At 61.8% G+C, this 26,185-nt stretch carries 23 protein-coding genes and 1 tRNA gene; 9 read left to right on the top strand and 15 right to left on the bottom strand.

All coding sequences use genetic code 11. The features are described from left to right. Positions 1 to 288: 288 nt before the first annotated feature. Both VMI09_00430 and VMI09_00435 read right to left on the bottom strand, forming a co-directional pair. A complete protein-coding gene (locus VMI09_00430; protein HTQ23130.1) occupies positions 289 to 1,707 on the bottom strand; it encodes a radical SAM protein in 1,419 nt (472 codons plus the stop codon). Positions 1,708 to 2,173: 466 nt separating this feature from the next. Further along, the gene (locus tag VMI09_00435; GenBank protein ID HTQ23131.1) at positions 2,174 to 2,515 is read right to left on the bottom strand and encodes a hypothetical protein; all 342 of its coding nucleotides are present in this window, start codon (positions 2,513 to 2,515) and stop codon (positions 2,174 to 2,176) included. Positions 2,516 to 2,741: 226 nt separating this feature from the next. Here VMI09_00435 and VMI09_00440 point away from each other — a divergent pair, with 226 nt between their 5' ends. The 3 genes from VMI09_00440 to VMI09_00450 all read left to right on the top strand — a co-directional run bounded on the left by VMI09_00440 (position 2,742) and on the right by VMI09_00450 (position 7,167). After that, the gene (locus tag VMI09_00440; protein HTQ23132.1) at positions 2,742 to 3,611 is read left to right on the top strand and encodes an aspartyl/asparaginyl beta-hydroxylase domain-containing protein; all 870 of its coding nucleotides are present in this window, start codon (positions 2,742 to 2,744) and stop codon (positions 3,609 to 3,611) included. 674 nt (positions 3,612 to 4,285) lie between these two features. Next, a complete protein-coding gene (locus VMI09_00445) occupies positions 4,286 to 5,470 on the top strand; it encodes a cobalamin-independent methionine synthase II family protein (GenBank protein HTQ23133.1) in 1,185 nt (394 codons plus the stop codon). Between the two features lie 521 nt (positions 5,471 to 5,991). Next, positions 5,992 to 7,167 carry an amidohydrolase family protein gene (locus VMI09_00450; GenBank protein ID HTQ23134.1) on the top strand — a complete coding sequence of 392 codons (1,176 nt, stop codon included), beginning with the start codon at positions 5,992 to 5,994 and terminating at the stop codon, positions 7,165 to 7,167. Positions 7,168 to 7,839: 672 nt separating this feature from the next. Here the strand turns inward: VMI09_00450 and VMI09_00455 are convergent. From VMI09_00455 to VMI09_00465, 3 genes are read right to left on the bottom strand one after another with little or no spacing between them, the layout of a single operon-like run. Further along, positions 7,840 to 8,334 carry a transporter substrate-binding domain-containing protein gene (locus VMI09_00455; protein ID HTQ23135.1) on the bottom strand — a complete coding sequence of 165 codons (495 nt, stop codon included), beginning with the start codon at positions 8,332 to 8,334 and terminating at the stop codon, positions 7,840 to 7,842. 27 nt (positions 8,335 to 8,361) lie between these two features. Next, the gene (locus VMI09_00460) at positions 8,362 to 8,979 is read right to left on the bottom strand and encodes an adenylate/guanylate cyclase domain-containing protein (GenBank protein HTQ23136.1); all 618 of its coding nucleotides are present in this window, start codon (positions 8,977 to 8,979) and stop codon (positions 8,362 to 8,364) included. After that, a complete protein-coding gene (locus tag VMI09_00465) occupies positions 8,979 to 9,338 on the bottom strand; it encodes a zinc ribbon domain-containing protein (protein ID HTQ23137.1) in 360 nt (119 codons plus the stop codon). Before VMI09_00465 ends, VMI09_00460 begins: the two co-directional genes overlap by 1 nt. A 173-nt stretch (positions 9,339 to 9,511) precedes the next feature. Here VMI09_00465 and VMI09_00470 point away from each other — a divergent pair, with 173 nt between their 5' ends. Beyond that, the gene (locus VMI09_00470; protein HTQ23138.1) at positions 9,512 to 10,642 is read left to right on the top strand and encodes a site-specific integrase; all 1,131 of its coding nucleotides are present in this window, start codon (positions 9,512 to 9,514) and stop codon (positions 10,640 to 10,642) included. Positions 10,643 to 10,652: 10 nt separating this feature from the next. Here the strand turns inward: VMI09_00470 and VMI09_00475 are convergent. The 6 genes from VMI09_00475 to tig form a co-directional block, all read right to left on the bottom strand. After that, positions 10,653 to 10,727: transfer RNA gene (locus VMI09_00475), tRNA-Val, on the bottom strand. Between the two features lie 76 nt (positions 10,728 to 10,803). Continuing rightward, positions 10,804 to 11,121: an HU family DNA-binding protein gene (locus VMI09_00480; GenBank protein HTQ23139.1), complete on the bottom strand. Its 318-nt coding sequence runs from the start codon at positions 11,119 to 11,121 to the stop codon at positions 10,804 to 10,806. 118 nt (positions 11,122 to 11,239) lie between these two features. Then, a complete protein-coding gene (lon, locus tag VMI09_00485; protein HTQ23140.1) occupies positions 11,240 to 13,735 on the bottom strand; it encodes an endopeptidase La in 2,496 nt (831 codons plus the stop codon). A gap of 22 nt (positions 13,736 to 13,757) precedes the next feature. Next, positions 13,758 to 15,008, bottom strand: a complete 1,251-nt coding sequence (gene clpX, locus VMI09_00490; GenBank protein HTQ23141.1) for an ATP-dependent Clp protease ATP-binding subunit ClpX — start codon at positions 15,006 to 15,008, stop codon at positions 13,758 to 13,760. Positions 15,009 to 15,027: 19 nt separating this feature from the next. Continuing rightward, on the bottom strand, positions 15,028 to 15,624 hold the full coding sequence (clpP, locus tag VMI09_00495) for an ATP-dependent Clp endopeptidase proteolytic subunit ClpP (GenBank protein ID HTQ23142.1): 597 nt from the start codon (positions 15,622 to 15,624) through the stop codon (positions 15,028 to 15,030). 109 nt (positions 15,625 to 15,733) lie between these two features. Further along, entirely contained in the window at positions 15,734 to 17,053 is a 1,320-nt protein-coding gene (tig, locus tag VMI09_00500) for a trigger factor (GenBank protein ID HTQ23143.1), read from the bottom strand. A 371-nt stretch (positions 17,054 to 17,424) separates the two neighbouring features. Here tig and VMI09_00505 point away from each other — a divergent pair, with 371 nt between their 5' ends. From VMI09_00505 to VMI09_00515, 3 genes are all read left to right on the top strand, one after another. Then, positions 17,425 to 19,701, top strand: coding sequence for a sodium-translocating pyrophosphatase (locus VMI09_00505; protein HTQ23144.1), 2,277 nt, complete (start codon positions 17,425 to 17,427; stop codon positions 19,699 to 19,701). 201 nt (positions 19,702 to 19,902) lie between these two features. Further along, entirely contained in the window at positions 19,903 to 20,775 is an 873-nt protein-coding gene (locus VMI09_00510) for an NAD(P)-dependent oxidoreductase (protein HTQ23145.1), read from the top strand. Positions 20,776 to 21,335: 560 nt separating this feature from the next. Further along, positions 21,336 to 21,668 (top strand): hypothetical protein, encoded by a 333-nt coding sequence (locus VMI09_00515; protein ID HTQ23146.1) that lies wholly within the window; start codon positions 21,336 to 21,338, stop codon positions 21,666 to 21,668. Positions 21,669 to 21,748: 80 nt separating this feature from the next. Here the strand turns inward: VMI09_00515 and VMI09_00520 are convergent, their stop codons facing one another. Next, a complete protein-coding gene (locus VMI09_00520) occupies positions 21,749 to 21,955 on the bottom strand; it encodes a hypothetical protein (GenBank protein ID HTQ23147.1) in 207 nt (68 codons plus the stop codon). A 194-nt stretch (positions 21,956 to 22,149) separates the two neighbouring features. On the opposite strand from VMI09_00520, the gene VMI09_00525 reads away from it, so the two are divergent. Beyond that, a complete protein-coding gene (locus tag VMI09_00525; protein HTQ23148.1) occupies positions 22,150 to 22,953 on the top strand; it encodes an enoyl-CoA hydratase in 804 nt (267 codons plus the stop codon). A 13-nt stretch (positions 22,954 to 22,966) separates the two neighbouring features. Further along, positions 22,967 to 23,977, top strand: coding sequence for a nitronate monooxygenase (locus tag VMI09_00530; protein ID HTQ23149.1), 1,011 nt, complete (start codon positions 22,967 to 22,969; stop codon positions 23,975 to 23,977). Between the two features lie 15 nt (positions 23,978 to 23,992). On the opposite strand, the gene VMI09_00535 is transcribed toward VMI09_00530, so the two are convergent. From VMI09_00535 to thiE, 3 genes are all read right to left on the bottom strand, one after another. Next, the gene (locus VMI09_00535) at positions 23,993 to 24,511 is read right to left on the bottom strand and encodes a hypothetical protein (protein HTQ23150.1); all 519 of its coding nucleotides are present in this window, start codon (positions 24,509 to 24,511) and stop codon (positions 23,993 to 23,995) included. Between the two features lie 204 nt (positions 24,512 to 24,715). Continuing rightward, on the bottom strand, positions 24,716 to 25,471 hold the full coding sequence (locus VMI09_00540) for an SDR family NAD(P)-dependent oxidoreductase (protein ID HTQ23151.1): 756 nt from the start codon (positions 25,469 to 25,471) through the stop codon (positions 24,716 to 24,718). Between the two features lie 74 nt (positions 25,472 to 25,545). After that, on the bottom strand, positions 25,546 to 26,163 hold the full coding sequence (gene thiE, locus VMI09_00545; protein HTQ23152.1) for a thiamine phosphate synthase: 618 nt from the start codon (positions 26,161 to 26,163) through the stop codon (positions 25,546 to 25,548). Positions 26,164 to 26,185 lie beyond the last annotated feature (22 nt).

Consider the following 26,185-nt stretch of genomic DNA (forward strand, 5'->3'; position numbering starts at 1 on the left):
CGCGGGTGTGCTCGAAGCCGAGCGCCACTTCCGCAAAGTTGCTGGCTATCGCGCGCTGCCCAGACTTGCTGCGGTGCTTCATGCGCGTGATGTCTCGATCGATCGTGCGCGCGGAGTTGATAATCGAAAACAGGCAGCCTATATGACTATCGAACCGTCACTCAAAATCAACAGCGAAGTGGGCATTTCCGTGTTCGGGGCGCAAGTCCACAGATCTATAAAATGGACAGCGGAATCGTCGCGGGATCCTATGCGGCATCCGCTGCATCTTGCGCGCGTTCCGGCAGTCTATCGAGCGCAGTTTTCCTTGGTCTGCTGGTCGAGCACGGCCGCACGCCATTCACGTTTGGCGGGCAGGATTGGGGGCATCGGAGCAACATCCGGTTCAAGCGTCGGAGAAGGGGTCGTGTAAGTATCCAGAACCTCTGAACCTTTACGCATAAATGAATTGTAGATGAGCCATTGCGTGCGATGTCTCTTGCCACGCCAGGGAAACCGGCCGGCGATTGAAGATGTCGAATAAAAACCGCGGTACGCGTTGCGCAGACCGATTCGCAGGTCGTCCGTGGACATTTGCGCCGGGCGATAAACGACGTGGCCCTGATCGTAAATCGACCAGTCGAAGGAAATGATGCGATTTGCCTTTTTCATTTCATACCATGTGAGCGTCCCTGGATATGGCGTGAGCGCGGAGTAGGCAGCAGCATCGTATTGGGCGGCGATGTTGAATTTTACGGTTTCGTCGAACACCAATGGATCGTCGCCGTCGAAACCAAACATAAACAGACCGAACACCATTATTCCGTAGGAATGCACCTTCTCCAGGAGTGCGGCGAAAGTCTCCGGCCGATTGACGTGTTTATGTACGCTTTTGAGCGTGGCGCGAGAGATTGACTCGAAGCCTATGCTGAGCATCGTGCAGCCGCTTTCGGCAGCCAGTTCGAGCATCCCGTCGTCTCCTGCGAGCTTGGAAGTGACGCCGGCCTGCCATTTGATACCGCGTCCTTTCAATGCGCGCATCAGCGCTTTTGGGTGTTCTGAAGTTCCGAAAAAATCGGCGTCGTTGATCGAGATGGTGCGTGAACCACAGTTCTCGATTTCGTTGATCACCTCGCTAACCGGTCTGTATCGAAACCTGAGTCCGTTCATCAATGGCTCGGCGCAGAATGTACAACCCTGATGACAGCCGCGCGACGTCTGGATAAACGTGCAATTCAGATAGCGATTCCTTTTCAAAAGGTCGTAGCGCGGCATCGGCATATTCACCATCGAATGCAAGGACTCAGATTTGTAAATTCCGTGCATCGATCTGTTCCTCAGATCGTCGAGCAGTCTATTCATCACGGGCTCGACCTCGCCGACGACGACCGCGTCGCAATGCCTCAACGCTTCTGCGGGCATGAAGCTCGGATGCACGCCGCCCATCACGACGGGAACGCCTCTTGAGCGAAACTCGTCCGCGATTTCATAGCCCCGATTGACGTAACTCGTCATCGCGGAAATTCCAACCATATCCGCTTTCAAGTTGAAGTCGATCGGCTCGATGTTCTCGTCTGTGAGAACCACTTCATACTGGTCGCGCGAAATGGATGCGGCGACCGCCAGCAGGCCTGCAAGCGGCGAGTATAGTGCCCGCCGCAGATACAGGGGCCGGGTCGTAAGCGAATCCGTTTTCGGGTTGATGAGATGAATGAGATGGGTTCGCACGACGATCTCCTTGCATCTGTGCTACTAGTTGGTATCGACAGCTCGAGCGGCCCATTTGATGAGACGATGCTTTTCCAGTGTTACACGCGCGTCAAACACGAACCAACGAGCTAAATTTGGAACAGCCTTATAGCCTCACAAAAATGACCACGGCTGCTCCAATGCTCACATTGCATGCTGCGACCCTGAAGAGCAGCTCAGGTGCCTTCAAGACGGCAGAACGCGGGCTGACCCTTGAAATTTGGGGCAACCTGCGCCACTGATGACAGGTTCCGGTCAGCGCCCTCGTCGCCGGTCATCACATCGGACCTCCGGTCAGTTCAATGGAGCGCCCTAAAATCGTAGGCGTTGGGTCGGTTTTTGTCTTTAACCTGAAGCGTGTAGATCAATGTTTTTGCTGGCGGAGTATTTGCCCTTTGGTTACTGATGTAGCAGATAGCGCACTGTCGCGCTCGTGCGGCGAGCCTCACGGCAGAGCATGGTTGCGGGAGTTCGCAGACCGGTGGTCGCATCTTAACAGGCACAATTTCGTCGAAGCTGGCGCGTCTCGCGGATCGGGGATGGACTTCAGCAGCTCGCGGAGCGCCGGGTTCAGAGGAGCAGCTTCGGTGTCATAAGAAAGGCGCAATTCTGCTTCGAGGCATTCCTGCAGGCCAGCGGCGACCGTCGAGTCTTCAAGCCAGCTTTTCTGATCGAAGGTCGCCGGTTCCAAAGGAACGAACTCACTTGAATACGATAATAGGTTTCTCGCTGAACGTTCTATGCCTGTCGCTGGTGTTTGCGTTGATCGGTTCAGTTTTGTGGCCAATCATTTGTAAACTCCTGCGCGTTGCGCCTTGGAGTACCAGCATCGATGCCGTATTCATTATAACGGCTGCCAGCATTTTTATTATGATTAGAGATTATGGACATATTTTGTCGGATCGCGTGAATAAGGCCAGATCTGCTTCCAAATGGCGAAAATCCGTCGGCTGACGCTTATGCGAAGAGCGCACTCGCATGACATCGCGATCAGATAACTGAGAGGCCTCTTTATGAGAAATGCTTTGACACCAGGATTACCTGGATCTGTTTCCGATGCGACAAGATCGCAAACCAAAGGCAGCGCGTTCCACCCCGGCAAGGTCATTAGACTGCTCTGGCCTGTTGTATGGCTTAACGCTTTTTTCAACCGTTATACCGGTGGCTCGAGCCGACCCGCTTTCTTTGACATAGACCGTACATTCCCTGCTCTGAATCTGATCACTGAGCAGTGTGCGGTAATCAGGGAAGAATTGGAAGCGATACTAGCTACGAAGAGTTCGATACCGAACTACCATGAGATTGACTTCATTCAATTTTCTATTTCAGCAAAGGTCGACAAGCACAGGAACTGGAAGATTTTCTTGCTCGATGCAATGGGAGAGCGTCCAGCGGCGAACCGGGCCCTTTGCCCAAAAACCTGTGAACTGCTGGAGAGAATCCCCGATCTGTTTCAAGCCTTCTTTTCGATATTGGATCCTGGGAAATCTATCCCGTCTCACACTGGGCCCTACAGTGGCTACCTGCGCTATCACTTAGGGTTAAAGGTCCCGCAGAAGGATCCTCCGTCGATGCGCGTCAAGGACCAATGGTACGTTTGGCAGGAAGGTGGGGCCATATTGTTCGACGATACCTACGATCATGAGGTTCTCAACAAATCGGCCGAAGAACGGGTCGTTCTGGTCGTTGATGTACTGAGGCCAATGCCACCGTTGGCCCATTCGATAAATCGCCTGGTCCGAGTGGTTTCAAGGTATGTGTACGCAAAAGGGGTGATCAAAGTGTCCCCTGTCGTTTCGCGAATCTTCAAATATCTGGTGCCGAATGAGGATCGCAAGCGCGAATCGTGTCCGCTTGGTGGAAAAAATCGATCCACTCAGTAGCGCCGCAGAGCGGGATGGAGGGACCTCACCCGATGTGAGAAGCGCAGCTCAGCGTTGTGTCGGCGGAGCAGAAACAGCGCAGGCCGAAGGTCACGGTGTCAAATGGCGATCGCTTGTCTGACCTAATTAGCTTGCAACGTGACCGGGTACAATAGATTAACCGCGTCACGGAGTGCCTTTCGCAGAGCGGAAGCTCATTTGCGGGCCGAGGACAATTCCTGAAATCAGTGACATTCGAGCCCGCGTAGCGTGGTAGCTTCGCTCGCACGCATTGGATGGCCGCTTTCAGTGGTGTCGTAGCGTAAGGTTCATGGCAGTCGGCCCCTAAATGCGACGGATCGTCGGTCCTTGGTGTTGTGGAAATAAGTTTCATCGGAAGATCTCGAGGCTGTCATTCCGAGCGCAGCGAGGAATCCCGGTTTCCACGAAAAGCAAATAAAGATCCGGGATTCCTCGGTCGCAGACTCCCTCGGAATGACACCTTGACGCTTTTCCGTATATGCAAGTTATTTGCGGGACATCACACTAGCGGCGCATAGGAAAAGAGAGTCTTGGGAAGGGGGGGATCGCCTCCGAATCTAAACAGGGTTCCGAGCCGGAAAATTCCGATCGACAGTCTTTCGCGCAGAAGTTGAGTGCATAAGGAAATTCCGGTTCCAAAGAGGGAGGAGACAATGCACCGCAGCGAAGGGCGCTTCTTGACCACACATGTGGGCAGCCTGCCGCGCAGCCCACGACTGTTGGCGATGTTGCTGGCGAAGGAACAAGGTGCGAACGTCGACGAGGCTGCCTTCAGACATCAGATCGAGCAGGACCTCAAAGCGGCGGTCGACCACCAATACAGGGCTGGCATCGATATCGCCGGCGACGGTGAGCTTCCGCGGATCGGATTTTCCTTCTATGTCAAAGACCGCATGAGCGGCTTCGGCGGCGTGGCAAACCGCGGCACCGTGACCGATTTCGCGAAGTTTCCGGATTTTGCCGCGCTCAAGCTGGCCTCCGACAACAAGCTCGCCAAAAGCGCGACGGTTTATCAGGCACCGGAGTGCATTGCTCGAATCGAATACGATCCGCGCCAAGCCGCAGCGCGTCAGGAGTTGGATGCCTTCGCGCAAGCCTTAGCAACTTCCGGCGCCGCACAATTCCGCGAGACCTTCGTCACCGCCGCAACTCCTGGCATCATCTCGACCACTCTACTACGTTCGCGGGAAAGACCGTCCTACGCCAGCGACCGTGATTATTTGTTCGCGCTCGCCGATGAATTGCGCAAGGAGTACGAGTTAATCGTCAGCCGTGGGCACGTGCTTCAACTCGACGCGCCAGACTTGGCGCTGGAAAGGCAGATCATGTTCGTCGATCAGCCGCTTGAGGCCTTTCTCGATCGAGTCGAGCTTCACATCGAAGCGCTCAACCGGGCTTTGAACAACATTCCGCCCGATCGAGTCCGGCTTCATGTGTGTTGGGGGAACTGGGACGGTCCGCATATAGACGATGTTGAGTTGGAACCGCTCCTGCCGCTGCTTTATCAAGCCCGAGTGGGCGCGCTGAGCCTGGCAGGAGCCAATCCGCACCATCAGCACGACTATAAACTATTCCGTCGAATACCACCGCCGCGGGAGATGATACTCATTCCCGGAGTGATCGATGTAACAAACAACTATCTGGAGCATCCCGAAGTGGTCGCGGATCGAATCGAACGCGTCGCGGAAGCGTTGGGCGACCGCTCCCGCGTGATCGCGAGTACCGATTGCGGCTTCAGCACCTTTGCTGGCTACGTGATGGTGGGCGAAGATGTGGCTTGGGAAAAGCTGAGGATTATGAGCGAAGGTGCTCGTCTGGCATCCAAAAGGCTTTGGTAGTCGGTTGCAACTTGTCGATGATGATCACCCGTCTCAAGTTTTTCCGGTTATGGCCCGCAGCTTGCGGTAGGAGTTCGGTTGGTTCCGGGAAAGGAGGAACCTTCCCCCGTCAGGATTGCAACGCAGCGACCACACTGCAGGGATAGCGTGAGAAATAGCGACTTGAGGTCCATCGACAGGGGAGGCTAAAGGCTCTCCTAATGGCCGCAATCGACAAGTTCAACCACGACAACCCGCCCAAGGCATCTCTGGCCTACTACACTCGGATAACCTACGTGAGATGGGGCTTGATTAGTTGAGTCGGGAACCCGGCGTCGCCAAGGTCTCCGCCACGCCACGTGACGCATGGCAAATTCTGAGATCGCACTGGCTTGGCGTCCTCTTGCCCGACTCGAGAGTAGGAAGCTGAACCCTCACGGCCACGGCGAGTGCGCATGAAAACCTTGACGCGCCTGCCCAGCCTGTAAATACTCGGGCTGACCAGCTTACGAAAGCTCGAATCGAAGCAAGGTAGGCTCAAAATGGCACGCGTCGAAGGGAAAATTAACAAGCTCAAATATCCTGGCGCCATAGACGCCGACGGTCACATCCTGGAATCGGTCAAATGCTGGGAGGAGTACTGCGAGGCTAAGTACCGGGCTAATGCGGTCCGCATGAAGCAAGACAAGGATGGACTTGAGTATCTCGAAATCAACGGCGTGCCTTCGCGCGTCAGCCGGGGCGGCAACTTCGGCGCGGTTGCGCAGATGGGTCAGGTGACGCGTGAAAAAGGTGAATTCGATCCGCGGATAAAATATGGCGAGCGGCTTCCGCTTGGCGCCGCCGACGCCAAGGAGCGTGTCGAACGACTGGATCTTGAGGGCCTCGACGCCGCCATCATTTACCCGAGCCTCGAGCTGACGTGGGAAACCGAGTGCGACGACGTGGATTATGCGCAGGCGATGTGCCGGGCGTACAACCGCTGGGTTACGGATTGGTGTACTGACAGCGGCGGACGTCTCATTCCGGTGGCCCACTTGTCATTGGGTGATCCAAAGGCGGCCGCCAACGAACTCGAACGCGCCGTCAAGGACGGCCACAAGGGCGGCTGGGTTGTGCAGTTCACGATGAATCGCAAGCCCCACGCACATACCGACAACGACGTGCTTTTCGCCAAGGCGCAGGAACTTGACGTTCCGCTCGGCATCCACGTCTCGCTCGAGCCGCAATGGTGCTGGCCGGGCCGTTACGATAAAGAGTATGTGCGCAAGCAGCATTGGTTCCTCAACGTCACCGCGTCCGACGCGATCCGCCACGCACTCGCGAGCTTCATGCAATATGGCACCTTCGACAGGTTCCCGAAGCTCAAGATCGTGATTCTTGAAGTCGGTGCCGGCTGGATTCAATACTGGCTCGACCGGATGGACGCGGTCTACGACAGCGTCATTGGACGCGACGTCCCGCTGAAGGAAAGGCCAAGCTTCTATTTCAAGCGCAACGTCTGGGTATCCGCCGATCCGGACGAAAAGTCACTGCCCGCGATGGTCGATCTGTGCGGCAGCGATCGCTTTTTCTGGGCGACCGACTTCCCGCATCCGGACCATACCGGCAACTATATCGAGGAGTTGGAGAAATTCGGCGCCAGGATCGCCGATCCACAGCGCCGGCGTGACGTCTTGGGCGACAACGTCCGCCGCGTCTACGGTCTGTCTGTCTGATTTCCGGAATCACCGCCGAATAGTTGCGGCGGCTCGCCAGATGCCGCTTCGATCACGCCTTGCAGACATAGCTAGCCGGCCTCGATCGCATTGCCCCTGGGCCGACCGTTGAATATACATTCCGATCCATCCGGTATCGTCACCCGCGCCGCTTGCCGTTGAACGATCCACAGTAGCCGTTCTCCCATGGGCTGCCCGGCTCGCCACGTCGAACGACTCGTCGGATCGATACGTCGCGAATGTCTCGACCACCTGATCGTGCTCGGCGAGGCGCACTTGCGCGGTGTCCTGAAGGCTTACGCTTCGTATTACACTGGATGGCGTACCGGCAATACGCCCCGATCGCGCCGCAGACAACGATCAACTCCGGTCTGACGGTCGCGTTTCCGGATTTCCAAGATCGGTGGCAGGGAAACTAAACAAAGGCGGTGCCGGGGTAGATCTATTCGCGCTCACCGATTTTGTCCAGCGGCTGGCGCGGTCCATTACACGCCCGCCGTTCATCCAGCGCGCGCCAGGAAAGAGGAACGTTGCGCTCACGCGTATTATCCATTGCGGCGCGCCATCGGACCGCTTTACAAGGTCGTATGCGCCCTGCAGACCCAAATCTTGGGAGCCCAGCCATGGAGTACGGCACGAGTTGCAACCGCAGCGACCTCAAGCTGGCACTTCCTAAGGGGCGGTGCCGAACCACTTGTTGTAGATCCGCTGATAGGTGCCGTTCTCACGGAGTGCGATCAACGCGAGATTGATCTTTCTGCGCAATGGGCTCTCCAGCTGCACCATGATGGCGGCCGGCGCGGTGTTGAATTCAGGCCCGACGGTCTTCACCAGTCCCTTTCCCTGATTGGTTGCGTAGTAAAGCAGTATCGGCGTAGCGAATACCACGGCATCCACTTTCTTGTCACTTAGTGCTTTAAACATTTGGTCAGACGTAGAGAACTCTTCGACCTGTGCGTTGACATTTCGAAGATAATCGGCGGAGGTGCTGCCCGCTACCGTGCCGACCTGCTTACCAGGCAAGTCGTCCGTCCCTCGATAGCGCCGCGAATCCGCTCGACGATCAAGGTGGTCGTCAGCTGTGCGGTATAGAACGCAACAAAAACCACACCGGCGGCCAGGCTGATGCCTTGCCGTGCGATACCGAATAGGCCTCAAACTCTGCAATCGCTCGGAAGCGTCGCCTTGAACTCATTAGACAAGTCGCGACTTGCCGGCGCCCGCCTCGGCCACGATGGCGACGGCTCGCCCATGCCCGCTCATCGCCAGTTCCAGCACGCGCCTCAACTCGCCGAGCTCGCGCGCGCGGCCGACGAAGTGCGTGAGCCCGCGCCGCACCGCGAGCTCGAAGTGCGCGCGCAGCGGCCCCGCACGCACCACCTCGTACACTTCCACCGGCGCGTCGAGTCCCTTAATCGGGGTTGGCCCCAGCGCCCGAAACTCGAAGTAGCCCTCGCCCAGCCGGCGCGTGGCTTCGCTGGCCGCGATTGATCCGCTCGGCGCCGCCGTCTGCATTCGCGCGGCCAGATTCGTGACGTGGCCTATCGGCGTGTATTCGGTATGGCCGCCGGTCTCGATTGTCCGCACCACCACCTCGCCCGTATTGAGGCCCACCCGCGCTTCGACTGCAGGCTTGCCCTCACCCCGCAGCCGCTCGGCATAGCGCCGCAACTCCTCCTGCATCGCCAGCGCCGCATAAAGCGCGCGCTGCGGATGGTCCTCGTGCGCGACGGGTGCGCCGAACAGCGCGAAGATGCCGTCGCCGGTCGATTGCGCGACGTAGCCGCCGTACCGATGCACCGCCGCCATCATCAGATGGGATCGACGATCGCGCGCGCCTCTTCGGGGTCGAGATCGCGCTCCAGCTCGGTCGACCCCTTGATGTCGGCGAACAGCGCGGTCACGGTCTTGCGCTCGCCTTCAAGTGCGAGCGAAGGATCGGCTTGTTCCGGTGTGACCCGAATCCCTTGTGCAGTCTGACCAGCCGCGGAAGCTCTGGACGCGTCTGGAGAAACCGTGCCGACGAACGCCGCGCCGCAATCGCCACAGAAACTGGCGTCGAGCGGGTTGTCAGAGCCGCACTTCGGGCAGCGGGGAGTGAGCGCGCTACCGCACCGAACGCAGAACTTCTTGCCCGCGGCGTTCTCGAAGTTGCAGCTTGAGCAGCGCATAGGCGTCGGCTCGACTGAAACGAATGTCCCGCATCTTTTATCACGTCTGCGCTTCGAAAGGCATTTGCCGGTTCAGGGGGCTCGCGAAGTGCCGGTCCCCTCTGAGGTTTGCCTTAAAGCTCGAGGAGAGGCGGGCCCAGGCTTCATGGCCGATTCTGCAGATGCAGAGGCACGTGTGGTGGTTCAAGTTCCGCTTCGAGGGCCAGGTGATCCGTGAGTCGGCCAACACCAACTCAAAAACGCTTGCCCGAGACGCTGAGCGAGCGCGTAGACGCGAGCTTGAGACGGCGGTTAACCGGATTCACAAGCGCGAACGAATGCCGCTATTCTCGGTTGCGGCGCGCGAGTGGGTCAAGACGAAGGCGACGCTCGCTCCTAAGAGCGTTGAGCGCTTCGAGCATCACATCACTACGCTCTGCTGCGAATTTGGTGGACGGCTTGTCTGCGACCTCGGGCCTCAAGATATCGCCGCACTTCAACGCAAGCGCACAGCGGAAGGCAAGGCAGGGCGCACGGTGAACTACGAGATTGGAGTGCTGCGCCAAATTCTCAAGTCGCGCGGACTTTGGGGCTCGCTCTCTGACCGCGTGAAATCGCTTCGTGAGCGTCATGACGCTGGCCGCTCGATACGGCGAGAAGACGAAGTTAAACTCATGCATGCGATCTCTGCCTGCCGCTCGCTCGCTATGTTGCCTGTGTTTATCCTGGCAATTGACACCGGTCTGCGTGCCTCTGAAGTCCGCTCTCTCCGTCGCAAAGACTTGTCACTCGAATGGCGCGACGGTGTGATCGTTGCAGGATCGCTGACCGTCCCAAGGTCTAAGACCGAAGCTGGGACTGGCCGCATGGTCCCACTCACGCGGCGCGTCTGTGCCGCTCTTACGCTTTGGCTTGCGCGCTTCCCGGAAGCGACGCAGGACAGTTTTGTATTCCCGCGCCATAAGGTCGGCCTAGGCGGGAAGGATCGAACTGCTCGGATTTGGGACGTGCAACTCGACAAGCCGATTGGAGAGTGGAAGAAAACCTGGGAGCGAGTGCGTCGGCTCGCCGCTGTCGATTACCGATGGCATGATCTCAGACACACATTCATCACGCGGTTAGCCGAGAATCCCAATGTCAGTGAAGAAACAATTCGAGCGCTCGCAGGGCACGTGAGTCGGAGGATGCTGGAGCGGTATAGCCATATACGGACTCGCGCAAAGGAAGAAGCAATTAGAACGCTTGAACCCCTCGAAATTCAGGCTGATGGGGCACAAAATTGGGCACAGTCATCGGAAATCGAGAATCAAACCCTTGCTAACTAGCTGATTTCATTGGTGGGCGGTGCAGGTTTCGAACCTGCGACCCTCGGCTTGTAAGGCCGATGCTCTACCGCTGAGCTAACCGCCCTCGCAGACAAGCGAACGCCGCGCCCGGCGCGGGCGCGGCGTCTGCCGCCACTATCGCTTCGCCGCGCGCCGCGGGCTCAGGCCGACGGCGCGCTCGGCTGCGAGCCGCCGTCCGGAGCGGCGTCGTTGAGCGAGTCCTTCAGCTGCTTGCCCGCGCGAAACTTGGCCGAGCGGCTCGCCGAAATCTGGATCGCCTCGCCGGTCTTCGGATTGCGCCCGGTGCGAGAGGCCCGCTCCGATACCGAAAACGTCCCGAAGCCCGAGATGTTCACCCGCTCGCCCTGCTTAAGCGCGGCGACGATGTCGTCGAGCAGGACATTGATCGCTTTCTCGGCTTCAGCCTTGTTGAGGTTGAGCTTGTTGGCCAGTCCCTCGATTAGTTCGGCCTTTGTCATTTATCCGTCCCGTTCCCCGTGACACCTGGATTTGCCTGATTAAAGCTGCGCGCCGGCGCGATGCGCCCCGCGCGCGGCAATCTACCTTGTATTATTCCGGCCGCGTTTCGCCAAGCCCTCAGGAGAGGTTGGTGGGAGGGGGCGGAATCGTCGTGTCGTCCGCCTCGTCGTCGTCCACCAGCTCTTCCTTGCTGTCGGCGCTGTCGGCGACAGCCGTATAATCCAGCGCGCCCGGCTTGGCCTTGAAGAACGCTTCCGGGTCCTGCAGCACCAGGGCGTGGCGCAGAACCTCGTCCATGTGTTCGACCTGGATAAGCGTGACGTTCTTCAGGATCGGCGCCGGGATGTCCTCGATGTCCTTGGCGTTCTCCTTGGGAATGAGCACGTTCTTCACGCCGCCGCGATGGGCCGCGAGGATCTTCTCCTTGAGCCCGCCTATTGGCAGCACGCGCCCGCGCAGCGTTATCTCGCCGGTCATCGCGAGGTCGTTGCGCACCGGGACGCGGCAGAGGGCCGAGGCGAGAGCGGTGGCGAGCGTGATGCCGGCCGAGGGGCCGTCCTTGGGCGTCGCACCCTCGGGGATGTGAATGTGGATGTCGATCTTCTGATAGAAGTTCGGCGCGAGGCCGAGCGCCGCGGCACGGGAGCGCACGTACGACATCGCCGCCTGCGCGCTCTCCTGCATCACCTCGCCGAGCTGTCCGGTCACGGTCAGCTTGCCGCGGCCCGGCACGATCGTGACCTCGACGCCCAGCAGCTCGCCGCCCATCTCGGTCCAGGCAAGCCCCGTGGCGACGCCGATCTGCGGCTCGCTCTCGGCCATCCCGTAGCGAAAGCGCGGCGGTCCGAGATGCTTGGCCAGGCTCGAGGCGGAGACGCGCACGTGCGCGTTGCGGTCGGTCTTGACCACTTCGACCGCGACCTTGCGGCAGATCGAAGCGATTTCGCGCTCGAGGTTACGCACTCCGGCCTCGCGCGTGTAGAGCCGGACGATCTGCAGGATCGCCTGGTCGGAGAACTCGATGTTCTCCTCCTTGAGGCCGTTGGCCTCGCGCTGCTTGCGCACGAGGTAACGCTTGGCGATGTTGAGCTTCTCGGTCTCGGTGTAGCCCGGAATGCGGATGATCTCCATCCGGTCCTGCAGCGGGCGCGGGATGCGCTCGAGCGTGTTGGCCGTGGTGACGAACATCACCTTGGACAGATCGTAATCGCAATCCAGATAGTGATCGTTGAAGGTGCAGTTCTGTTCGGGGTCGAGCACCTCGAGCAGGGCCGAGGACGGATCGCCGCGAAAGTCGGTCGACATCTTGTCGACCTCGTCGAGCAGCATCACCGGATTGCCCGAGGTGGCCTTGCGCATCGACTGGATGATCTTGCCGGGGAGTGCGCCGATATAGGTGCGGCGATGGCCGCGGATTTCCGCCTCGTCGCGCACGCCACCCAGCGAGACGCGCACGAACTTGCGTCCGGTCGCGCGCGCGATCGATTTGCCGAGCGAGGTCTTGCCCACACCCGGAGGCCCGACCAGGCACAGGATCGGACCCTTCATCTGGCCCACCAGGGTCTGCACCGCGAGGTATTCGAGGATGCGCTGCTTGACCTTCTCGAGCCCGTAGTGGTCTTCCTCGAGCACGCGCTCGGCTTCCGTGATGTCGAGCTTATCCTCGGTGTACTCGAACCAGGGCAGGGCGAGGAACCAGTCGAGATAGTTGCGGACCACGGTCGCCTCGGCCGACATCGGCGACATCATCTTGAGCTTCTTGATCTCGCGCTCGCACTTCTCGCGCGCCTCGGCCGGCATCTTCTTCTGCCGCAGCTTCTCCTCGAGTTCCTGGATCTCGTTCTTGAATTCGTCTTTCTCGCCCAATTCCTTCTGAATCGCCCGCATCTGCTCGTTGAGGTAGTACTCCTTCTGGGTCTTCTCCATCTGCTTCTTGACCCGGGAGCGGATGCGCTTTTCGACCTCCAGGATTTCCAGTTCCGAACGCATGTAGCCGAGGATCTTCTCCAGGCGCTCGGCCGGATTGGCGCACTCGAGCAGCGCCTGCTTGTCCTCGAGCTTGATGCCCAGATGCTCGACCAGCTTGTCGGCGAGATAGGCCGGATCGTCGACTGCGGCGATCGAGGTGACCATCTCCGGCGGAATCTTCTTGTTGAGCCGCACGTAGTTGTCGAAGGTGGCGTTGACCGAACGGATCAGCGCTTCGAGCTCGGTGGTGCGGTCGTAAATCTCTTCGATCGGCTCGACTTCGACCTGGAAATAATCTTCCTCGGCCGCATAGCGCACGATCCGCGCGCGGCGCTTGCCCTCGAGCAGCGCCTTGACCGTGCCGTCCGGCAGGCGCAGGAGCTGCACCACCACGCCGAGCGTGCCGGTCGCGTAGATGTCCTGCGGGCCGGGGTCGGAGACCTTGGCGTCCTTCTGCGCGACCAGCAGGATCGGCTGCTTGCGTGCCTCGGCGGCTTCCAGAGCCTTAATCGACTTCTGGCGGCCGACGAATATCGGATAGACCTGGTGCGGGAAGACAATCAGCTCGCGCAGCGGCAGCAGCGGAACCATGTCGCCATGTCCGTCGCGGCCGTCTTTTTTATCCTTGTCGTTGCGAAAAAGCATCGGTTATCTATTCCCGGGATGTTCAAGCGGTTTCGGCGGTTTTCTGGTAGACCAGCAGCGGCTGTTCCTTCTGCGTGACCACCTCCTCGGAAATCAGAACCTCCTTGATGTTTGGCTGTGAGGGGATCTCGTACATCAGGTCCACCATGATCGCTTCCATGATCGCGCGCAGGCCGCGGGCGCCCGACTTGCGCTTGAGCGCCTCGCGCGCGATCGCGCGCAGCGCTCCCTGGGTAAACTTGAGGTGGACGTTCTCCATGTCGAACAATTTCTGATACTGGCGCACCAGTGCGTTCTTGGGCTCGGTCAGAATCCGCACCAGCGCGTCCTCGTCCAGCTCGCCGAGCGTCGCAATCACCGGCAGGCGCCCGACGAACTCCGGAATCAGTCCGAACTTCAGCAGGTCTTCGGGCTGCACCTCGTTGAGCAGCTCGGAGACGGTCTTGGGATCGCGATGGGAGAGGTCGGCGCGGAAGCCCATCGTCTTGCCCGCGATCCGGCGGCGGATGATGTCGTCGAGGCCGACGAACGCGCCGCCGCAGATGAACAGGATGTTGGTGGTGTCGACCTGGAGGAACTCCTGCTGCGGATGCTTGCGGCCGCCCTTGGGCGGCACCGATGCCATCGTGCCCTCGACGATCTTGAGCAGCGCCTGCTGCACACCTTCGCCCGAGACGTCGCGCGTGATCGAGGGGTTGTCGCCCTTGCGCGCGATCTTGTCGATCTCGTCGATATAGACGATGCCGCGCTGGCAGCGCTCAATGTCGTAATCGGCATTCTGCAGCAGCGACAGGATGATGTTCTCGACGTCCTCGCCGACGTAGCCGGCCTCGGTCAGCGAGGTCGCGTCGGCGATGGTGAAGGGCACCTGCAGAAAGCGCGCGAGCGTCTGCGCGAGCAGGGTCTTGCCGACGCCGGTCGGGCCGATCAACAGGATGTTCGATTTCTGCAGCTCGACCTCGCCGGTCACCATCTGCGAATCGATGCGCTTATAGTGGTTGTGCACCGCAACCGACAGGATCTTCTTTGCCCGCTCCTGCCCGATCACGTACTGGTCCAGCACGCGCTTGATCTCGGCCGGCTTAGGGACCGCCGAGGTCTGGCTGAACGCCTCTTCGCTGTCAGTCTCCTCCGCGATGATGTCGTTGCAGAGGTCGATGCACTCGTCGCAGATATAAACCGTCGGACCCGCAATCAGCTTGCGGACTTCATCCTGGCTCTTGCCGCAGAACGAGCAGACCAGGTTGCCCGAGCGGTCGTCGTGCTTGGCCATTAATGCCTCCCGCCGCCCTTCACTTGGAGGATCCCCGCCTAACGATTACCTCATCGATCAGTCCGTATTCAACCGCCTGCTCGGGTGACATGAACAGGTCGCGATCGGTGTCCTTCTCGATGCGGGCGAGCTTTTGCCCGGTGTGGCGAACGAAGATGTTGTTGATCTCCTCGCGCATGCGCAAAATCTCGCGCGCCTGGATGTCGAGGTCGACCGCCTGCCCCTGCGCACCGCCGAGCGGCTGATGCAGCATGACCCGGGAGTGCGGCAGCGCGTAGCGCCGCCCCTTCTGCCCCGCCGTCAGCAGCACCGCGCCCATGCTCGCCGCCTGCCCGAGGCAGAGCGTCGAGACCGGCGGCTTGATGAACAGCATCGTGTCGTAGATCGCCAGCCCCGCGGTGACCGATCCGCCCGGAGAGTTGATGTAGAAGCTGATCTCCTTTTCAGGATCCTCGGACTCGAGGAACAGGAACTGCGCGGTGATCAGGTTGGCGACGTCGTCGTTGACCTCGGTGCCGAGGAAAACGATGCGGTCCTTGAGCAGGCGAGAGTAGATGTCGTAGGAGCGTTCGCCGCGCCCGGTCTGTTCGACGACGATCGGAACCAGACTGCTCATAGAACCCCGGCCTGGAGCGACCGGTGATAATTTATCCGTGCAGGCACTCCAGTAAAATTCTATCCAGTTTGGGATAGCGCGGCAACCTGAAATCTGCCGCGTGCGGCCATCACTGCGTGTCGGCGGGCGGCTCGCTCGCCGCCTCTGCGCTCTCGGACTGCGCGCGCTCGAGCAGGACGTCGAGCGTCTTCTCGCGGCGCATCGATTGCTTGAGCTGCGCGCGATGCTCTTCGCTGCGGTAGTGCTCGGCCACATGATCGCGCTCGCGCCCGGCGCTGCGAGTCACGATATGCGCCACGCGCGCGGCGAGTTCGTCGTCGCTCACCTCGATTTTTTCCTGCTCGGCAATCGCGTCGACGATGAGCGAGCTAAGCGCGCGCTTGCGGGCGCGCGTGCGGATCTCGTCGGCGCTGTTGCCCACCCGTTCGGCCGCGGCCTCGCGCGACATTCCCGCGGCCACCAGCGCGCTCGCCATCTCGGACTCCATCAGCTCGCGCTCGCGATCGTCGAGCGACTGCGGCACCTCGATCGGATTGCGCTCGATCACGAGGTCGAGCAGGCCCTGGCGCGCGCGCATGTCGGCCTCCTCGCGCGCGCGCTGCATCAGCTGCTCGCGCACCTTCTCGCGTAGCTCGTCGAGCGAGGCGAGGTCGCCGAGATCCTTGGCGAATTCGTCGTCGAGCGCGGGCAGCACCCGGGTATAGATTTCCTTGACCGCGGCGCGCCACTCGACGCCCTTGCCGGCGAGATCCTTCTCGGCGTAATCGGCGGGATAGCTCCGCGTCGCGCTTGCCGGATGGCCAACCTCCGCGCCCGCCAGCAACTCGTCGAGCCCGTGCGCCAGGCGGTCGGGAGAAACCTCGACGATGCGCTGGCCGAGCTTGGCGCCCTCGAACGGCTTGCCGTCGACGAAGCCTTCTATTTCGGCGAGCACGAGGTCGCCGCGCTCGACCCGGGTGCGATCCTCGATCTTCTTGAGCGTGGCCGAGCGCTCGCGCAGATCCTCGAGCGCCTTCTGCAGCTGTTCGTCGCTGACCTCGACCAGGGAGCGCGGCACGCGCAGCCCCTGGTAGTCGCGCACCACGATCTCGGGGCGCAGATCGAAAGTCGCGCTGAAGCGCAGCGCCTTGGCGAGGTCGCTTTCCTCGGTGACGATCTCGGGCGGCAGCAGGGGCTTGAGGTTCTGTTCCTCCAGCGCCTTGTCGGTGTATTCCTTGATCAGCTTCTGCACGATCTCGCCGCGGACCCGGTCGCCGAATAGCCGCTCGAGCATCGTGCGCGGGGCGCGCCCGGGGCGGAAGCCCTTGAGCACCACGTTGCGGCGCAAATCGTTGTAGGCGCGGTCGAGTTCGGTCTTGATCTCGGCCGGTTCGAGTTCGATGGTCAGTTTGCGCCGAAGCGCCGAAGGGCTCTCAAGATTGACATTCATAGTTGGTGGAATGATCAGCTAAACACACCAGCCACGGGGCGATCAATCCGCGCGTCCAAAGAAGCTGTGCAAAGACGCGCGCGCTTTTGCACACACGCCGAATGCGCGGCGGTGATTCGTGCCGGTGATTCGTGTCCGGGGCGACGGATTTTCCCCGGCTCGCGGATCGTTATTACGGAGGTTTTTTTTCCTCCCTTGGGGCACGGCGCGACGGCTGGACACAGAGCCGGCGAATCCCTAGACTTCATCGGTTGATCCAAGTAACTAAGCGCCGTAGACCGCAACGCTCGCGCGGTACAGCTATTGGGGGCCGGCCGATGACCGGCGCGGCGGCGCTGTAAGCGTCAGATTTTCAGGAGACCCAGACACAGATGAGCGAAGCTAATATTGTTCTGCCGCACCTGACCGGCAACCAGCTGGTCATCTTATGGGCGGTGCTAGGTTCGGCCGTGGTTGCCCTGCTCTACGGCTGGTCGCTGGCGCGCACCGTGCTCAAGGCCAGTCCCGGCGCCAAGTCGATGACCGACGTCGCCGACGCGGTCGAGGAAGGCGCGATGGCCTACCTGCGACGCCAGGTCAAAACCATGATCTGGTTCGTGGTCATAATCGCGCTCGCGCTCTTTTTCATGTACCAGCACGTCTATCCCGACAATCCGTCGCTCTCGTTCGGCATCGCGATCGCCTTCCTGATGGGGGTCAGCGCCTCCTACGGTGCCGGCTTCGTCGGCATGAAGCTCGCGGTCAAGGGCAACGTGCGCAGCGCCAACGCCGCGCTCACCAGCTTCAAGGACGCGATGGAGATCGCGTTCAAGGCGGGCGGCGTCTCGGGCATGTTCACGGTCGGCTTCGGCCTGCTCGGCGCGACCATCATCTTCCTGGTCTTCCAGGAAAACGCGATGAAGGTGTTGATCGGATTCGGCTTCGGCGGCTCGCTAGCCGCGCTCTTCATGCGCGTCGGCGGCGGCATCTACACCAAGGCGGCCGACGTCGGCGGCGACCTGGTTGGCAAGGTCGAGGCCGGAATTCCCGAGGACGACCCGCGTAACGCGGCGACGATCGCCGACAACGTGGGCGACAACGTCGGCGACTGCGCCGGGATGGCGGCCGACGTGTTCGAGTCGTACGAAGTGACGCTGGTTGCCGCGATCATCCTCGCCGCCTATGCGCTCGGCGAAAAGGATTTCACCAACCTGTACGGCGCGATGGCCGGCGCGTTTGCGATGAAACTCATCATCTTCGCGCTCATCCTGCGCGCGGTCGGCGTCTTCTCCTCGATCATCGGAATCCTTGCGGTGCGCGTGCCCGAGGGCGAGATGCGCGATCCGATGCGCCCGATCAACATGGGCTACATGACCTCGGCCGTCGTGTCGGTCATCGGCTTCTTCATCGTCAACTGGTTCTATCTCGCCGACCCCAAGACCGGCGCGACCGACTGGCGCTTCGCCTGGTGCGCCACCCTCGGCATCATCCTCGCCGTCGTAACTCTGTGGCTGACCAACTACTTCACCCACCCGGACCGCGGCCCGGTTACGGAAACCGCCTATGCCGCGCGCACCGGCCCGGCGACGCTAATCCTGTCGGGGATGGCCGAAGGGCTCGAGTCCTCGGTGTGGGCGCTGATGGTGATCGTCCTGTGCATCGTCGGCGCGATGATCATCTTCCACGGCTCGCTCGCGCTGCAGTTTTACGGCATCGCGCTCACCGGGCTCGGACTGCTGACCACCACCGGCTTCATCCTCGCGATGGATACCTACGGACCGATCACCGACAACGCGCATGGCATCTTCGAGATGGGCGGAATCCATCAGGAAGAGGCCTCGCGCACGCTGTCGTGGATGGACGCGATCGGCAACACCACCAAGGCGCTGACCAAGGGGCTCGCGATCGCGACCGCGGTCATCGCGGCGGTTTCGCTGTTCCGCTCCTTCATCGACGAGGCCCATCTCGGCGTGCTCGGCGTCCAGGTCAACATGCCGACCGTGTTCGTCGGCCTGATGATCGGCGGCGCGGTGCCGTTTCTGTTCAGCTCGTTCGCGATTAAAGCCGTCAGCCGCGCGGCCTACCAGGTGGTCTTCGAGGTTCGCCGCCAGTTCCGCGAGCATCCGGGGATCATGGAGTACAAGGAGAAGCCCGATTACGCGCGCTGCGTCGATATCGTCACGGCGACCGCGCAGAAGGAGCTGCTCGGACCCGGCATCCTCGCCGTGTTCGCGCCTCTGATGGTCGGATTCGGACTCGACGCGGGAGCGCTCGGCGGCTTTCTCGCCGGCACCATCCTCACCGGACAGCTGCTCGCGGTCTTCATGGCCAACGCGGGCGCCAACTGGGACAACGCCAAGAAAAAGGTCGAGGACGGCTTCCTCGGCGGCAAGGGCACCGAAGTCCACAAGGCGACCGTCGTCGGCGACACCGTCGGCGATCCGTTCAAGGATACCGCCGGCCCGGCGCTCAACCCGATGATCAAGGTGATGAACCTGGTCGGCATACTCGCCGCACCTTTTACCGCAACCGAGGTCGCCTTCAGCTGGAGCCGGGTGGCGATCACGGTCTTTTCCATTCTGATGCTTGGGCTCGCCGTCGCGCTCTCCAAGCAAGGATCGATCGCGGAGGAGCAGAGCCAGGCCGGACAGACCAAGGTGGCGGCGTAGAACAAGGCCGCACTTACGACAAAAGGCCGGGCGCAATCGTCGCCCGGCCTTTTTTTTGCCGCTCCCCTGGGATGCGGCCCACGGCGCGATTTCGATCGGCGCCGGGCTTTCGCGCCGGCACTTTGTGCGCGCCACGCCGTCGCGTTAGGTTGGTCTCGCAGCTTTCAGAAGCTCCTCGCATCGCAAGGGAGATCTCCATCGATGGAAATCGCGTGGATAGGAACCGGAATCATGGGCGCGCCGATGGCGCGCAACCTGATGCGCGCGGGCCATCGCCTGCGGCTGCACAACCGTACGGCCAAAAGAGCCGTCGCGCTTGCCGCGGAAGGCTCCGAAGTGACCGTCGCGGCCGACCCGGCCACCGCGGCCGGCGGCGCCGAAGCCGTGTTCATCATGGTGCCCGACACGCCCGAAGTCGAAAGCGTAGTCGCGCGGATCGAACCCGCGCTGCACAAGGGTCAAATGGTGATCGATATGAGCACCGTCGCGCCCGCCGCCGAACGCGCGATCGCCGGGCGTCTCGCCCGCGCCGGAGTGGACTATCTCGACGCCCCGGTTTCGGGCGGCGAGAGCGGCGCAATCGACGGGACGCTGACGATCATGGTGGGCGGCGCCGAGCCGGCCTACATGCGGGCGCTTCCGTTGTTCGAGAAGCTGGGGCGGCGCGTTACGCACATGGGCGGCGCGGGCGCGGGTCAGATGACCAAGCTCGCCAATCAGGTGGCGGTTGCGCTGACCCTCGAAGCAGCGGCAGAAGCGCTCGCGCTCGCGGAGAGCGGCGGGCTGGATCGCGCGCGCGTGCTCGAGGCGATCGGCGCAGGCGCCGCCGGCTCATGGCAGCTCGCCAATCTCGGCCCGAAGATAATCGCGCACGACTGGCGTCCCGGCTTCTTCATAAAGCTTATCCGCAAGGACCTGCGCCTGGTCTCCGACGCCGCGCGCGAGGGCGGCCTCGCGCTGCCGGGCCTTTCGTTGATGCAATCGATGTTCAACGCGGCGGCCGCGCTGGGCCACGACCTCGATGGCACGCAGGCGGTCGCTGCTGCGCTCGACCGTCTGGCCCGCTTGAAGTGACGCGCGAACGAAGACCTTCAGTGCCGCGCAAACCTGATCATACGAGGGGGATCTCGATCTGGGCAGGTGACGTAACCGGCTCGCCAAGCCGGACGTTTGGCCGAGGGTTGGCGACTGCCATCAGGTTGAAGGCCAGTCCGAACAGGACACCGCAGAGCAAGACGATCGAGTTTCGCATAATCCGCCTAACCGGTTGGAGGGTCTGAAGTAACCGTCGTAAAGCGAGCTGAACCGAAAGCCGCATTCATCCTTTGGCAGGCTATGACTTGCTATTTAAATCTATAAAAAATTATTGATCCGATTGCAAGAGAAAACGAGGTTGCGTCCGACGAAAGGCACTTCAGGACTTGTGTAGACACGTTAAAAATCTAAAAATGGTGTCAGGGCGGACGCCAAGAAAAATCGCTAGAAGGTCTGACGGACAGAAGGTCTCAGGAATGTGATTTGAGGTTGTTAGCGGGGCTGTCGACAGTCGCAGTGCTGTCGAGGTAGACGGTGCCGGGGGGGGTGCCTCGCTACCAAATGGTCAGATGCGGCGCAGGCATATCGTTCCAGGGTCGGTGAAGATCTTCGGTCTCCCGAACACCAGCAGCCACTTCGGGATTCAGGACAACGGCAACGGCCAGATGTGGTCTGAAACCAGGCACGTCGGCAAAATCAACTATTGGACCGGCGATGTAGTCCTCAAGCAGGAGTACGTTCCGAAAACTCGCATGTTCGACGGATTGTTCGGCCTGCTCGGGTTCAAGAATCCCGAGGAACAGATCAGCATGGAATTCGAGTGCGAGTACAAGGTGTCGCTGCTGGACCTTCGGCCCGTGAGAGAGTCGCAGACGACGGGTTTGACTTTGACCGGCGACCTGACCATGACCGGAACTCGCCGCAAAAAATAGCTGCGTCCCTTACTCCTCCCAAACCAGTTTCATACCGCGCCACGAGGCGGGAGTGGCGGTTGCGCTAAGGAATCTCGGCTCTACTTGGCGCCAAGCAAACTGGTATTCAGAATCTGGACGCCGCTGCGGCCGGACTCTTCCGCCCAATCCTGGCTGTCCGCGCATTTCCAATGGCCGTCCAAGAGGATCCAGCGACGCATAAGCACGTCGAGCCCGGAACCCCAGTTGTCCAGGGCGATGCTGAACTTGCTGCCTGTTCGGGTTTGTAACTCGACGATCTGCCGCATAGCGTCACCTCTGATATCCTATCAGCAGTTTGTTTATGATATTTTAATTTATATTAAGCAATATTTAGCTTTGACGTCCTCAAATCCTCCAATCTTTGCTGTCTTTCTCTCCCAGGGCATTCTTCGCCGGTTTGCCAGAACTCGCCGATCCGTGGGATATGTCCGCAGGCGACCGCCAATCGACGAGGAGCTTTATGGCAAACGAACATCTGCTGGCCGAACGCCGCGACGGCGTGCTCAGCCTGACGCTCAATCAGCCCGACAAGCTCAACGCGCTCAGCGACCAGATGATCGCTGGGTTGCTCGACGAACTCGGCCGCGCGGCTCACGACGCCGAGGTACGATGCGTCGTCGTGAGCGGTGCGGGACGCGGGTTCTGCTCCGGCGGCGACGTGAGCCGGATGCGCGAGCGCAACGAGGGTGACGGCCCCGGCCTCACGGTGGAACAGCGGATGGCGAGTTTGCGTCGTGCCGAGGAGGTGAGCCTGATGCTGCACGAACTGCCGAAGCCGACGATCGCGGCGATTAACGGGGCGGCGGCCGGCGCGGGGCTCAGCGTCGCGCTCGCGTGCGACCTGCGCATCGCCGCCGATTCGGCGCGGCTTGTAACCGCCTTCGCCCGCGTGGGGTTTTCCGGCGACTTCGGCGGCACCTGGCTGATGACGCGGCTGGTCGGCCCCGCGCGCGCCAAGGAATTCTACTTTCTCGCCGATCCGATCGATGCGAATCAGGCGCTTGCGCTGGGGCTGGTCAATCGCGTGGTGCCGGCGGCGTCGCTGATGGTTGAAGCCGCGGTGCTGGCCAACCGGCTCGCCTCGGGCCCCGCGATCGCCTACGGCTACATGAAAGCCAACATCAACGCCGCGCTAACGGCCGACTTGCGCACGCTGCTCGATCGCGAGGCGGTCGGCCAGACGCTTACCGGACGCACCGAAGATCACCGGGAAGCGGTCAAGGCGTTTCTGGAAAAGCGCCAGCCCACCTTTAAGGGGCGCTAGGGAGGCGCACGCCATGTGGAAGACCAGGTTCTGCGAACTGTTCGGCGTCGAGTTGCCGATCATGCTCGCCGGAATGGGCACGATCGCGCTCGCCGATCTCGCCGCCGCGGTCTCCGAGGCCGGCGGGATGGGCACCGTGGGGCTCGCCGGTCTCTCTCCCGAGGGAATTTACAACGAACTCGCCGCGGCGCGGCAGTTGACCAAAATGCCGCTCGCCTGCAACCAGCTGATTCCATTTATCGGGCCGGGCGTGGCCGAGGCGATCGCTGCTGCGCCAGTCGACGCGGTGACGCTCTTCTGGGGCGAGCCCGCCGAGTACATCGGGCGCTACAAGGCCGCGGGCAAGAAAGTCATCTGGCAGTGCGGCTCGGCTGACGAGGCCGCCGCCGCCAAGCGCGCCGGCGCCGACATGATTATTGCGCAGGGCGTGGAGTCAGGCGGCCACGTGCGCGGACTCACTTCGACGATGGTGCTGGTGCCGCAGGTGCGCGACGCGATCGGCGATCTGCCGATGCTCGCCGCGGGCGGCATGGCCGACGGCCGCGGACTCGCCGCGGCGCTGGCGCTCGGGGCCGACGGCGCGGTCTTCGGCACGCGCTTGCTTGCCTCCCGCGAATCGGCGGCCCATCAGGTTTACAAGGACCGCGTCGTCAACGCGCGCGCCGAGGACACCGTGCATACCAAGCTCTTCGACATGGGATGGCCCGACGCGGCGCATCGCGTGCTGCGCACCGCTGTTTACGAAGAATGGGAGCGGGCGGGACGTCCGGCGAGCGGCAAGCGGCCGGGCGAGGGCAAAGTGGTGGGTACGCTCAAGCACGCCGGGATGGCGATGCCGCCACTGGTGAAGTACACGGTGATGCCGGCGGCCGAATACGTCGAGGGCGAGCTTGACGAGTTTGTGTTTTACGCCGGGATGTCGTGCGCGCTCATCAATGATATCGCGCCCGCGGGCGAGATCGTGCGGCGGATCGCGGCCGAGGCGCGCGAGCTGATCGGAAAGCGGCTCGCACCGCTCGCCTGACGAGTCAACGCTTCGTCAGTAACCGCCGCCCGAAGGCGCGACCGGCATCGCCGGTGCTGACGGCGCACCCGGCACTGACGGAGCTCCAGGCACAGAGGGAGCGCCGGGCACCGAGGGCACGCCGGGCACTGAGGGAGCTCCGGGCAGCGAGGGCACGCCGGGCATCGACGACGCGCCGGGCACCGCGGGCACACCGGGCACAGACGGCGCACCGGGCACCGACGGAACTCCGGGCATCGAGGAAGCGCCCGGCACTGAAGGCACGCTTGGTGCCGAGGGAATGCCCGGCACTGCGTTGGGCATCGAGGGAGCGCCCGGCGCCGAAGGTGCGCCAGCCGCGACCGCAGCGGGGGCGGCCGCCGGCGAGGCAGCCGGCGAGGCCATCATCGCGGAACCCATATTCTGCAGCATTTGCCCCCCGGCATTCTCGCCGGCCTGCTTGGCCGCGCCCATCGCGGCCGAGCCTATCCCGCCCGCCGCGGATTGCGCCTGCGCGCGAAGCGGAACAGACGCAAGTACGAGTGCGAGGGCCATGCCAGCCAAAGATCGTATCTTCATGGGAACGCCCTCCGGGGCTGCGGATTTTCGACGCCGAGGAGATCGAGAGAATGCGAATCGGCGAAGGCGCGAACCTGAGATCGCGAATCAAGTTCGACCGGCGATCCTTTTCACATCGTCGATGGTGCGTCAAACCGCCCCGCGTTTCGGACAGGTTCGTTTCGTAGCCGACGGCAACCCTTAGAGCATCACGTCGCCGCCGTTGGGGCTGAGGCACTGCCCGACGAAGTGGCGCGCCTCGTCGGAGGCGAGGAAGACGTAGGCCGGGACGATCTCGTCGATCGTCCCGAGCCGCCGTTTCGGGATCGACGCCAGGATCGAATCCATCAGGTCCTTGTCGATCCCCTCGACCATCCGGGTCTGCGTGGCGCCGGGCGCGACGCAGTTGGCGGTGATGTTGCTGGTGCCGATCTCGTGCGAGAGCGAGCGGGTAAATGCGATTATCCCGGCCTTGGCCGCGCAGTAGTGCGCAAGTCCCGCGCCGCCTTTGTAGGCGAGTTGAGAGGCGGTGCTGATGATCCTGCCGTAGTCTTGGCGGTACATGATCGGCAGCACGAAGTGCGTGCACAGGAAGACGCTGCGCAGGTTGACCGCGAGCATCCGGTCCCACTGGCTCGGTGCCATCGCCTCGACGCGCGCGACGTTGCCGATACCCGCGTTGTTGACCAGGATGTCGATGCGGCCGAAATTTCGCTGCACCGTTTCAACCAGCGTCTGCGCTTCGTGCTCGAGCGAGACGTCGGCGCGCATGGCGAGCGTTTGCGCACCCAGCCGTTCGATTTCGGCGCGCACCGCCTCCGCGTTCTGCGCCTCGGACTCGTCGGGATAGTTGATGATGACCTTGGCGCCCTCGCGCGCGAAGGCGAGCGCGACGCCGCGTCCGATACCCGAGCTTGAGCCGGTGACAAGCGCGACCTTGTCCTGCAATTTGCCCATCGCTCAAACCTCCCGAAGCTTTCGCCAGGGCCGTGATGAGGACCCGCGGCGAATTCCGCCCCAGCGTGCGCGATTCAGGGCGAGGGATGCAAGGCCAGCAGCGCTTTCACTTTGGCCGCGACGTCGCCGGCGCGTACGATGTCAGTGATGATGGCGCAGGCGTCCGCGCCCGCGGCGAGCGCCTCGGGCATCGTCGCCTCGGTGATGCCGCCGATCGCGACGATCGGGATTTTCACCGCCGCGCGCACCTCGCGCAGCATGGCGAGTCCCTTGCCCGCGGGGTTATTGCGCAGACCGCCCGCGTAAAGCGGTCCGAAGCCGATATAGTCGGCGCCGCCGCGCTCCGCGGCGACCGCCTGTTTGACGCTATGAGTGGAGATTCCGACCAGCAGATCGCGGCCGACGAGGCGGCGCGCGGCCTCCAGCGGCAGGTCTTCCTGGCCGAGATGGACGCCGGCGGCCCCGGAAAGCATCGCGATATCCGAGCGATCGTCAACGATGAGCATCGCGCCGCGCTCGCGGCACAACGCGGCGATCGCGCGCGCCGCGGCGAGCAGCTCGCGGCCCGGCGCGTTTTTCAACCGCAACTGCATCATCCGCGCGCCGGAATCGAGCAGGATGCGCGCGAGCGCAAGCGGCTCGTGGCCGCCCGCCGGATCGACCATCGCATAGAAATGCGAGGGAAACTTCATCGGGCAAGGCCGCGCAGGCGGC

The organism is Candidatus Binataceae bacterium, assembly GCA_035500095.1.
In the GTDB taxonomy this organism is placed as follows: Bacteria; Desulfobacterota; Binatia; order Binatales; family Binataceae; genus JAKAVN01.